Origin of the sequence: Vibrio sinaloensis (genome assembly GCF_000808535.1) — a bacterium.
In the GTDB taxonomy this organism is placed as follows: Bacteria; Pseudomonadota; Gammaproteobacteria; order Enterobacterales; family Vibrionaceae; genus Vibrio; species Vibrio sinaloensis_D.
In genome coordinates this window covers 373208-385440 of the sequence record NZ_JWLV01000001.1, presented here as the reverse complement: position 1 = coordinate 385440, position 12233 = coordinate 373208, and the positions used below count along the sequence as shown (strand labels likewise).

Here is a 12233-nt window from a genome sequence, read left to right as displayed (position 1 = left end):
CTTACTTGAAGTTGTTACTGGCTTGATAGCGGAATTTAAGGAAGTTCTGCGCATTGCTTAAGATCTGGAACGCGTCTTTAAGGTTACGACGCTCGAAATCAGACAGGTTTTCAGGCTCTATGTTGTTGTCCGGATCGATCTGATTCTCAACATCGAATGCTTGGTGGCGAATACGCACCATGGAGATAAACTCCAGCGCGTCGCTCAGGTCGCGAGCTTTTCCTTTCGGCAAAATGCCTGCTTCCTGAATGTCGTCTAAGCGTTCGAACGAGTTCTTAGAGCGTGAGCCAACCGCTAACGCGTGAACGCGAATAAGATCCGCCAGTGGGGCGGTGCCACGTCGTTTCAAATTGATAGAGTTTTTGTGCTGGCCATCTTTTTCCATGACAAAGTCTTTGAAAAAGCCTAAAGGCGGCGTTCGGTTCATGGCATTTCGAGCCAAACACGCGAGGAAGCGATTGTTCTTTCTAGCGCGGCGGACAATAAATCCGTTCAGCTGCTCTGCCCATTTAAGGCGACCATAAACGCCATCAAGGTCGAAGAAAATTGAAGCGTTGAGCAGCGCTTTCGGGTTCGGGTTGTCAATCCAATCGGCGAAGCACTCTTCCCACTCGGTGCGTGTCATGCGCCAATCTGGGTTGGTCGCCATGATGTCACCAGTACAGTAGGTATAGCCGCATTTGTCTAAGCCATCACAAACGCGTTTGGCTAACTCTGCAAAATAGGCATCGTGTTCTTGTTTGACAAAGGTATTATCAAGAATGATGGCGTTATCTTGATCCGTGACCAGCAATTGTTCGTCGCGTCCCATCGACCCTAAAGCAACAAAACAGTATGGGATGGGTGGTTCACCCAGCTCTTCTTCTGCAAGTTCAATGATGCGCTGCTTAAAGCTTCGGCCAATCACCGACATTGCGCTGCCGACCATGTGAGAGTTGGCGTCTTCGTTTACTAATCGGACAAAGCTGTCTTTTACTTGTTCAGAGAGTGCCGCCAACTCCTCTATCGATTGTTGTTGGAAGATGCTACTGACCAACAGCAGTGAGTTTTGTGATTCGTAGCGAACTATATCGGTAGCTTCAATGATACCAATCGGTTTTTTGTCTTTTAATACTGGAAGGTGATGCACGTTGTAGCGAAGCATTGTGAGCATGGCTTCGTAAACGTAAGCGTTATGGTCGAGCGAGATCACTTCGGTGGTCATGACGCTCGAAACTTCGTCATTCGGGTCTAAACCTTGTGCAAGCACGCGGGTACAAAGGTCGCGGTCAGTAATGATGCCGACGAGCGGATTGTTGTCATCTTCGTCATCTTCGAGAACATCTGGGTCGATAATGAGCAAAGATGAGACGTTTTCATCCGCCATCTTAATAGCCGCATTTTGGATCGACTCTGTTTTGATAACAAAAGGCGCTTCACCGCTGAGTAGGGTGCGCACTTTAGACGTCGTTAAGTCATTTTGCTCGTTATTGCTCGATACCGCTTGGCGCAATCGGGCGTTATCTTCAACTTCGACGAAGTCGGCAAAGGTTTCGTGCTTTTCATACAACTCTTGAAAGACCGCTTCTGGAATACAGTAAAGCAGCGTGTCTTTAATCGCTTTTGCGGGAAAACGGACTTTGTTGTTGGTTAGCAGTCCCATCTGCCCGAACAACGCCCCTTCATCAAGTCGATTGTAGAGCTCGCCTTTGCGTCGATACACTTCGACGACTCCGCTGCGAACCATATAAAGGTCATGGATTTCATCACCAAAATGAATCACAGGGGTATCTTCTCGGAAATAAGAGATTTCAACATGCTTAGTGACGAAATTAAGTACGTCATCTTCAAGTTCGTCGAAAGGCGGGTGTTGGGCGAGGAAGTTTTTGATTTCCAGTAGTTCTGCTTCCATGAAGAGTTCCAGTTTTTCGCGAAGTGATGTACCAATGGTACATGATATCGAGGCCAACTGCATGGAGAGAGCGGAAATGAGGATAAAAAAGAGGCTAAGTTTTAACTACTTAGCCTCGAACTGCGGTTTAAATTGTAATCAACTTAAGCCAATGATGTTGCCGTCATCATCAAGATCAAGGTTCATAAAGGCGGGTTTTTCTGGCAAGCCCGGCATGGTCATGACGTTGCCACACAGCGCATAAACAAAGCCGGCGCCTGCACATAGACGAAGTTCGCGGATTGGCACATCAAACCCTGATGGCGCGCCCTTAATACTGCCATTGGTTGAAATGGATAGTGGCGATTTCGCAAGGCAAACTGCTAGGTTATCGAATCCGTGCGCTTTGAGTTCATCAAGCTGTTTGCGAGCTTGATAGCTAAGTGTCACACCGGCTGCCCCGTAACCCACTTCAGCTACCGCCATCAGTTTCTCTTCCGTGGTTTGGCTGAATGCGTACAGAGGAGTGAATGTGACCTGTTTTTCGCATTGGGCGATCACTTTCTTGGCAAGTTCTACCGTTCCTTCTCCACCTTTGGCAAAACCTTCACTGATAGCCACTTCAACCTCGTTAGGTAACGACTCGATCATCGCTTTAAGGGCTTGCAGCTCTTCATCGCTATCTTGCGGGAAGCGATTAATCGCGACCACCGCAGGGACACCATATTTGCTGACGTTGTTGATATGCCATTTAAGATTTTCGAAACCTGCAACGAGTGCATCTTGGTCGTCATTAAATAGAGAGTCAGGTATTGGTTGGCCAGGCTTTAAGTCATAAAGACCGGAGTTTGCTTTTAGGCCGCGAAGGGTTGCGACGATAACCGCACAATCTGGCGATTTCTGTGACATTTGCGCTTTGATGTTACACGCTTTCTCAAAGCCCATGTCGGAGCCGAAGCCGCCTTCAGTGACCGTGAATTCACCCAACTTGGTCGCGATGTTATCGGCGATAATTGAAGAGTTGCCGTGGGCGATGTTGGCGAATGGACCAGCGTGGATTAATGTTGGTACGCCTTCAAGCGTTTGCATGAGCGTTGGCTCGATCGCCTCTTTCATGCTTACTGCCATCGCACCGGCGACTTGCAAATCTTCCGTTGTAATCGGGTTACCATCAATATCGGAAGCGACAACAATACGGCCAATGCGAGCACGAAGATCTTTTAGGTCAGAGGCAAGGGCAAGGATAGCCATTAGCTCAGATGCAGCGGAAATATCGAAGCCATCTTCACGCTCAAAACCGTTAATGGTTTTATTAGGTTCGTTGCGACCCACAGTGACCATGCGTAGAGCACGATCATTGTGGTCCATCACGCGTTTCCAAACGACGCGTTTTGGATCGATCTTGAGCGCTTTCATCTCCGTGCGTTGCTCAAAGTCTTTATAGCCTTGGCGTTGTTCGTGATAGATGCGCGCGTCAATTGCGGCCGCAGCCAAATTGTGCGCCGCAGTCACGGCATGGATATCACCAGTAAGGTGCAGGTTTAGCTCTTCCATCGGGGCGACTTGCGAGTAACCACCGCCCGCTGCACCGCCTTTCACGCCAAAAACGGGGCCCATCGAGGGCTGGCGAATACACGCCATCACTGAGTGATTTAATTTGGCAATGCCCTGAGCTAGGCCAATGGTTGTGACCGTTTTACCTTCGCCAAGTGGCGTGGGGGTAATGGCGGTGACAAGAACCAACTTTCCGCTATCGCGGTTTGACAGGCGCTTCAGGCTATCAAGGGAAATTTTGGCCTTGTATTTTCCTTGGCTGTGGAAGTCTGATTCTAGTAAACCAGCTTGTTGAGCAACCTCAGATATAGGCAGCAGTGATGTCGTACGGCAGATCTCGATATCGGACAGCATAAAACCCTCTAAAAACACACACAAATAGTAAGGCAAACGTTTGCGGAAGGATAATAACGTTAAATAGTACGTTGTAAAGCGATAGTTTTAGTTTGATGTCGACTTTAACTGAAATCGGACCATGATGGAACGTAAAGAGACAGCACCGAGAAAAAAAGGACCTACCGTAAAGGTAGGCCAAATCCCTAAGTTTCCCTGTGGAGCAAGGATGGGGGAGGGTGATTAGATATAAATATCTAAGGAGGAGAAATCTTAAGCGGCAACCGACTCTTTGTTGGCAATCGTAATCAAACGGCTGATGTTGATGTCGCCTGAACCTTCAACGGACTCAAAACGCGAGATCAGCAGCGAATGAATGCCGCTATCACGGATCGGCTTATCGAGGATATCCAATACCGTATCGGATAGGTCGCGGTCCTCTACCGAGGCGTAAACGGGCTCGACACCACGCAGCAGTGACAGGCGAGCTAATAGCTTTTCATCATTGCTGAGCGCCCAAATCACCGCTTTGCTGTGGCAACGAGACATGAGCAGAGGAGTCTCACCGCTGTTTGTGAACACCGCAACACCAAGGTTTTGTTGTGAGCGCGCGGCCAGCAATATCGAAGAGATGGCAAAGCTCTTACTGCTGCTACTGCACAGTTGTTGAACGTTTTCCCAGCACTGGCTTGAGCATTCGGTTTCCAGCTCAACGCCGCGCGCGATACGTGCCATCGCTTTTACGGCCTCGACAGGGTAAGCGCCAGTGGCCGATTCAGCGGAGAGCATCACAGCATCGGTGCCGTCGATGACTGCGTTGGCGACATCCATAACTTCCGCGCGGGTTGGCAGCGGGTTTTCTATCATGGATTCCATCATTTGTGTGGCGGTAATGACTGGCTTGCCAAAGTGTTTTGCACGGCCAATTAAGGTTTTTTGCACGCGTGGTAAGCGAGCGTCTCCGATTTCTACGCCAAGGTCCCCGCGGGCGACCATAATGACGTCGGACGCTTGAATCACCTTATCCATTGCGTCTTGGTTAGCAACGATCTCAGCGCGCTCAATTTTTGCGACGATTTGCGCTTGGCAACCTGCTTGGCGAGCGATCTTTCTGGCATCATGTAAATCTTCTGCGTTGCGTGGAAACGAAACCGCGAGAAACTCAGCATCAATCACAGCGGCGGTTTGAATATCTTGTTTGTCTTTTTCAGTTAAGGCAGGGGTAGAGAGTCCGCCACCGAGCAAATTGATCCCTTTGCGATTGGAGAGTTTTCCGCCATTGATGACCTTGGTCTCGACCATGGTTTTCTCGTCGTTTATTGCAGAGACTTCCAGTTGGATTCGACCATCGTCAAGCAGCAGTTGGTTGCCAAGTGAGAGGTCTTTGATGAGTTGTGGGTAATCCAAACCGACACGTTGCTCATCGCCTGATTGTGAGTCTAGCGTCCCATCGAGAATAAACGTGTCGCCAGCGTTCAGGTGAATCGCGTCATTTTTAAATCCTGCAATGCGAATCTTAGGACCTTGAAGGTCGACCAATATACCAACGTGTTTGCCTAATTTGGCGGCGGCCACTCGCACTCGTGCTGCGGTAGCGATGTGATCCGCTGGGTTGGCGTGAGAGAAATTCAGGCGCACGACATTCACACCAGCGAGGATCATCTCTTCTAACACAGGTGAGCTTTGGCTTGCTGGGCCAACTGTTGCGACAATTTTTGTTTTGTTCATAACCTTACCTTTAACAACATAACTGAAATTGGGTATTAAAAAAGGGGAGGCTGATGGTCGTATTCCTTGACAGGGCAGATACTCGTCATAGATATGAGCCTTTAAGACGAGCATTCACAGTAGAATGACGACCGCCAGCCAAAGGGGAGCGAACTCCCCGTATGTTGTTAGCTTGCTGGGTTAGCTTTTAGCTCAGGGTTTTGCTCTTCGTCGATATCGACCACTTTCTTCGCATTCCAAACGGTCAATGCTAAGAGTAGTGACACAACACCTGCCGCTAGCCAGAAGTACTGAGCTTGAGAGAAGTCATAGTGCTTAACGCCATCAACCTCAGTGATTGTGATAAGCGATGCTGATACCACTTCTTGCGCAGAGGCTGCCATATAAGAGAACAGACCAATGAAGCCTTTTACCGCACCGACTGCGTTCTTCGGCATTAGGTCACAAGCTGTTAGACCCGCTAGGAAGACCACAAGGCCACCGATCGCGAAGCCAATCAATCCAAGTGCGACGGCATCAATAATGCGGTTGTCTGGACCAAAGAACATCAAACACATACCTGCAATGTTTGCCAATCCGTAAAGTAGGGTTGGGATATGACGGTTTGCATTGAACAGTTTGTCAGACACGATACCGGACAAAATAGCACCTGCAAGGCCAGCAATAGGGTACGTTGACATCGCAAAACCAGCATCAATCAGCGAGTAGCCTTTTGACTCTTGAAGGTAAAGCACTGCCCAAGAAGACATAGCATAGCGAGAGACATACATAGCCGCACACGCTGCTGCAATAAGCCATACCGCAGGCTGTTTTAGAACAAACATCTGAGCACGACGTGTCTCTTTAGGATCGTTTGCTTTCTTGATTTCTGGCTCTTCATCGAATGCTGTTGCAGCATCTGGTAGACCGTACGTTTGAGGGCGGTCTTTAAGTGCAAAGAACATACAAAGTGCTGCTGCAATGGCCGCGATACCTGCGCCAATGAAGCCTGCACGCCAGCCTAGGTAGCTCACTAGCGTTGCGGTTAGGATCCAAGTGATACCTTCACCAATGTTACGTGAACCGCCCCATACAGAGTAGCGAGAGCCGCGCTGTTTTGGCGAGAACCATTGGAACAAGGAAACACATGATGGTGCTGAACCAACCGACTGGAACCAACCGTTCAAGCCCCAAAGCAGAACAAAGAAGAAACCAGCGGTGTTCAAGCCCATTACCACGGCCGTTGCACCTGATAAGAGCAGTGAAAACGACATAAAGCGGCCAATGTTGGCGTAGTCAGAAAGGAAGCCGTTTGAAAACTTACCTATCGCATAGGTAAAGAAGAACGCCGAGCCCATAATACCCAGCTCTTCAATGGTTACGATGCCTGCATCAAGCATCGGTTTCTTAACGACACCTAAGCTCATACGAACAACGTAGAAAACGGCATAACCAAAGACTAAGCCTAAAAATACTTGCCATTGGTAACGCTTAAAGCGAGATTGCATGGCTTCTTTCGAACCATCGGACAAAGGTAAGTCCGGACGTGTTTTAAAGAAATTAAACATAAATGTTTCACTCCGTGAATGTGTGACGGTAAATGAGTTGTCGGGAGCATCATGCAGAAGGTAATGAAAACGCTCAAAAGTGACTTTTTGAGACAAAAGTGACTCAAATGAACGATTGGGCTGGGTTAAAAATGGCACTTTTAACCGATCTATCAGTGGCGAAATTGATAGAATTACAGTTAGTGAAATAACAAGATGCGTCAGCAGTGACCCAATTGCTCAAAAAAGAAATTAATGGTGTTTTCACCAGTTTTTGAATTGACGCACATTTCGAAGGGATTTTGTGAAGTGAGATTGATTAGAAAGTTAACCGCGTGGCGCCATTCTATCCTTGCCGCATGGCTGACATTGAGCTCATCGGCTGCGATCAGTCAGGAGCAATTGGTGATATTGACCACCTTCTCCAGCGAGCCGATTGCCGAGCTGATGTTCGAGTACAAGCAGCAAAACCCTAAGGTGGACATCAAACTGATCCACCGTCGGACTCAATCTGCAATTCAACTGTTGAACAAAAGCTATATTCAAGATGTCGATGTGGTACTCAGCTCATCGCCGTTTTTGATGGAAGAGCTCTACAAGCGCAACCAACTGGCCAAGGTTGCCTACGGGAATGAAATGCCCCAGTGGTTGGTGCCGTTTGTGTTACCCAAGCGCAATAAAGTGGTGAGCGTTGGCTACTCCGGAGCTGGATTGGTTTGGAACAAAGATTACTTAATGGCGAACAACCTCAAAGCGCCAACACGGTTTCAAGATCTTGCTCGGTTTGATTATTTTGGCCACATCACCATGAGTACTCCAAGCCGCTCGGGCACGACACAAATGATGATCGAGAGCATTCTTGCCAAGCATGGTTGGGACAAAGGCTGGGCGATCATTTTGAACGTAGGAGCAAATCTAGGCACGATTTCTTCGCGCAGCTTTGGTGTGGCGGATTATGTGGCGAAAGGGCAGTTTGGTATTGGCCCAACGATTGACAGTTACGCGCTGGTGCTCCCCAAACAGTTCCAGTATGTGGAGTTTGCCTACGACTCGGATTTTACCCTGATGCCGACTTACATCGGTATCTTGAAAAAATCGGGCGATAATGCCGCGACCGATCGTTTTATTCGCTTGCTGCTCTCGCAAGATGTCCAAAAAAGTATGGTGGACACCAATTTTGCCAAGCACTCGATCAATGATGATTCGCTCTTCAGTGACAAGAACCCCGCACTCAATTTGGCTAAGCTGATGCAGCGTGAGAAGTTGGTCAACATCATCTTTGATGAAGCGATCACAAAGCGCCTCCCTGAGCTGCAAGATATTTGGCACAGCTTGGCGCAGTTAGAACAAGGTCATGGGGCTGATGTTGAAAAACTCACACAGTTGAGAGAGTTAAAACAGCAGTTGTTTACCATCCCTGTCAGCGAACAAGAAATTGAACAGCTTGGTGACTCGATCGTTTCTCGAGTCGAGTTTGACGGCCAATCCAATGGGTTAGAACAAGCGATCCTTGCCGAGTTTAGCTACCGTTTTGGACTAAAGTTCGAAGCCAACCTCAACCAAGTTGCTCGCGAGCTGCGCACATTTCAAGTTGAGTCACCATTATGAATAAGTGGAGTACCATTGGCGCAAAACTGGTCATCGCTTTTACGGGGTCAACCATTCTGTTAACGGTGGTCAGCGCGGTCGCGTGGCTCACTTGGAATCGTCTAGACGATCAAGTGAGTGAACTGCTTGAAAACAGTGTGCCCAAATACAATACCAGTTACTTACTGGAAAGCCGAAGCAGTGAGATTCGTTATCGCGTTCAGTTGCTCTCTAGACTCACTAACAAAGTTGAGCTAAACCGCCAAATTGAAGAGCTTTCGGAGCAGTTAGAGGGCATCAATCTCGCGCTGCATCACCAAGAAACCGGAGCTCTGACAGACAAAGAAACGACCACCTTGGCTGAGCGCTATCTTGTATTGGGCGAAACACTCAGGCAATACAGCGCGCTTGTCTTGCAACGCGTTGAGCAAAGTCGACGGGTCAACAAGCTGGAAGAGCAGATTCATTGGCTCCACCAAGATGTGCGCTCTGAGTTAACCCCGATTCGACAAGAGCTGCATTGGCTTATTAAGCGAGATGAGAGTGATACCGAGCGAACAACCGCACTGGAGCAATTGCGCACCATTCAGCATCTACTAGATGTAGAGTCGAATGTGTTTGCGATGACCAGCGAAGTGATTCAAGCGCAGCAACTGGGGCAAGTGCATAATGCAGCGAAAGTGATTCAGTACAAAATGGACGAGCTTCTGAGCAGCAGTGAGCCGATCTTTGAGTTGCCTTCGTCCATCGCCTACCAGCAATTGATCCAAGAGTTGTCCACCTTGTTGGCGCCTGAAGGGGTGTTTTACCATCAATTGCTCGACAACGTGGCGCTGAACCAGCGGATTGATGTGCTTAAAGCAAACATCGATCAGCAACTTGACGATATCCACCAACAAATCGGTGGCGTGGTTCGCTTGGCAGACGACAGTTTCCTCAATGTGAAAGCACAAACCGCGAGTTTAGTCTCGTACGGGAACCATGTATTGATCGTCTGTTTTAGTGTTTCAATCTTGATGTCACTTTTTTTGACCTATTACTTTATCAATCGCCGCATTGTGGCTCGCTTAACGGCACTGAGTTCGAGCATTGATGCGATCACCAAGGGCGATCTCAGCCATCCGATTCAAGTGGATGGAGCGGATGAGATTGGTCGTTTGAGTGAAAAACTGATTGAGTACGGCGAGAGCGTCAAAGAGATACAGCGAACCAATGCGATCAGTTTGATCAACAATACTTCGGCAAGCCTACTGACATGTGACTTAGCAGGCTACGTGGAATCAGCGAACTTAAGTGCGCGTCGCTTGTTAGCCGTGCAAGGGGACGTAGAGAAAAAACTGATCTGGGATTCATTTGAAAACAGTAGCCAAAGGGCGTTGGCAAAAGTGTTTCGACGTGGCGGTGCTCTGTTTAATCAAGGGCACGATGAGATTGTACTGTCGGTGTCTGATCAAAAAGCCTGCTATCTCCATTTTGATTTCCATCTTTTCTCTCATGGACAGCTCAACAAAGTGATTGTCACTATTACAGACATCACCGAGCAAGAGCTCAATACGCGTGAGTTAGAAAAACGCGTGGCAGAAAAAACCTCGGACTTAATTGAAAAAAACCAGCGTCTGTCCGAAGAAATTGTCGAGCGTGAACGCACTGAGCAGAACTTAAAACAGACTCAAGGTGAGCTGATTCAAGCGGCGAAAATGGCGGTGGTTGGGCAAACCATGACCAGTATGGCACATGAGTTGAATCAACCCTTGAATGCCATGTCGACCTACCTCTACAGCGCCAAGCTTTCAGCGCAATCGGGTGACGAGAAGGCACTGAATCAAACGCTTGAGCACATTGAAGGCTTGGCAATGCGAATGGGCAAGATCATTTCCAGTTTGCGCAACTTTGCCAAGAAATCTGATGGTGAACAGCAGGCCAAAGAACAAAATCTAAAAGAGATTGCGGAACAAGCGATCACCATAGTCAACCCCAAAGCCAAACGTCAGATGGTTGAGATAGACAATCAACTTGATGAAGACCTGCGCGTCCATGGCAATGCGTTGGCGATTGAGCAAGTGTTGATCAATTTGCTGGTCAACAGTTGTGATGCGATTGCAGAGCACAATGGCCCGTTACGTCAGATTCGAGTAGAAAGTCTCTACAGCACCCGTTCACATCATGCGATTGGTGTGTTCGATAGTGGTCAAGGGTTTGATAGTCATATCGTCGATAAACTGTTTACACCGTTTACCACAACAAAAGAAGTTGGCCTTGGTTTAGGTCTGAACATCAGCCAATCTTTAATGGAAAAGTACGCTGGCAATATAGTTTTAGCCTCTGGTTTGGACAAAGGCGCTCTTGTGATATTGGAATTACCTCATGCAAACTCTTAATTACTCTGTTCTTCTTGTGGATGACGATCAGGATGTTTTAGATTCCTATAAACATTTGATGGATATTGCAGGTTTAACGGCAAAAGCACTCCTTGACCCGACTGAGGCAACTGGGTATCTGAAACGAGACTGGCCCGGTGTGGTATTGCTGGATATGTATATGCCGCAAATGCACGGCATGGAATTACTGGAAAAGATCAAACAGATTGATGATCGCATTCCGGTGATAGTGATTACAGGACATGGTGACATTCCGATGGCTGTGGATGCTGTCAGAAAAGGGGCGTGCGAGTTTATAGAGAAACCGATTAACCCAGCGGAACTGCTCGAGATGCTAAAATCTCACCTTGACCTACGCCGCGCCTTTGTTGAGCAGAAGAAACAAATGGTGGCAACGATCGACAAGTCGCTGGTGGGTAAATCCGCCCAACTGGAGCAAATTCGTCATCTCCTTTCTCAGTACTTGTTGCTTGAAAACCATGTTGTCATTTGGGGTGAGTCAGGAAGCGGGCGACACTTAGCGGCGAATTTATTGCATACCATGTCTTCACAACCAAACAGATGCGAGGCGATACACGCTGACCCTAATTTATCGGAGTCACAATTAAGCGAGATGCTCGCAAGAGTGACCGTAGGCACCTTGCTGCTTGATGGCGCAGAGCAACTCTCTGAGCCCTGTCAACGAATGCTGGCGCAGCATTTGATCGCCAACGAGAGGGAAGGGAAGGCGTTTAGAGCGATTGCGATATTTGGCAAAGATCCAGAACAGCTCATTGCTGAACAAAGCCTCATCCCCGAGCTCTATTACGTTTTGAATCAGGGGGTGATAGAGATGCCACCGCTTCGCCAAAGACCCGATGATGTCGTGGTGTTGTTCCACCACTTTTTGAAACAGAGCTGTCTCAAGCTGGGCAAAGTCATCCCAAAAGTCGAGCCCAATTACCTTTCTGTGTTACGCGGTCACTTATGGCCGGGCAACGTTCGAGAGCTAAGAAACGTGGCCGAGTTGTTTGCGGTAGGCATCGTTAAGTTGACGGGAAAAGACAAAATTTACACCCAAGCTGAAACCATGCTGCCACTTGACGAACTGGTCGATGATTTTGAAAAGGGCGTGATTGAAGATGCGTTATTCCTTCACTCAGGGCGAGTTAGCGACGCTGCGGATTATTTAAAAGTGCCGCGTAAAAAGCTCTATTTACGCATGAAAAAGCACGATATTGATAAAGAATCGTTTAAAAGTGCAAAGTAGCAAGAATA

The 12233-nt window shown here is 48.1% G+C and carries 7 protein-coding genes; 3 read left to right on the top strand and 4 right to left on the bottom strand.

All coding sequences use genetic code 11. The features are described from left to right. Position 1: 1 nt before the first annotated feature. From RJ47_RS01710 to RJ47_RS01695, 4 genes are all read right to left on the bottom strand, one after another. Complete coding sequence (locus RJ47_RS01710) at positions 2–1891, bottom strand: DUF294 nucleotidyltransferase-like domain-containing protein (protein WP_039480799.1); 1890 nt, start codon at positions 1889–1891, stop codon at positions 2–4. A 138-nt stretch (positions 1892–2029) separates the two neighbouring features. Further along, on the bottom strand, positions 2030–3778 hold the full coding sequence (locus RJ47_RS01705; protein ID WP_039480797.1) for a formate--tetrahydrofolate ligase: 1749 nt from the start codon (positions 3776–3778) through the stop codon (positions 2030–2032). Positions 3779–4030: 252 nt separating this feature from the next. After that, the gene (gene pyk, locus RJ47_RS01700; RefSeq protein WP_039480794.1) at positions 4031–5485 is read right to left on the bottom strand and encodes a pyruvate kinase; all 1455 of its coding nucleotides are present in this window, start codon (positions 5483–5485) and stop codon (positions 4031–4033) included. Between the two features lie 167 nt (positions 5486–5652). After that, positions 5653–7032, bottom strand: a complete 1380-nt coding sequence (locus tag RJ47_RS01695; RefSeq protein ID WP_039480791.1) for an MFS transporter — start codon at positions 7030–7032, stop codon at positions 5653–5655. Between the two features lie 288 nt (positions 7033–7320). On the opposite strand from RJ47_RS01695, the gene RJ47_RS01690 reads away from it, so the two are divergent. From RJ47_RS01690 to RJ47_RS01680, 3 genes are read left to right on the top strand one after another with little or no spacing between them, the layout of a single operon-like run. Then, a complete protein-coding gene (locus RJ47_RS01690; protein WP_231565923.1) occupies positions 7321–8619 on the top strand; it encodes an ABC transporter substrate-binding protein in 1299 nt (432 codons plus the stop codon). Next, positions 8616–10976, top strand: a complete 2361-nt coding sequence (locus RJ47_RS01685) for an ATP-binding protein (RefSeq protein WP_039480789.1) — start codon at positions 8616–8618, stop codon at positions 10974–10976. Before RJ47_RS01690 ends, RJ47_RS01685 begins: the two co-directional genes overlap by 4 nt. Beyond that, positions 10963–12225: a sigma-54-dependent transcriptional regulator gene (locus RJ47_RS01680; protein ID WP_039480787.1), complete on the top strand. Its 1263-nt coding sequence runs from the start codon at positions 10963–10965 to the stop codon at positions 12223–12225. Before RJ47_RS01685 ends, RJ47_RS01680 begins: the two co-directional genes overlap by 14 nt. Positions 12226–12233: the final 8 nt, after the last annotated feature.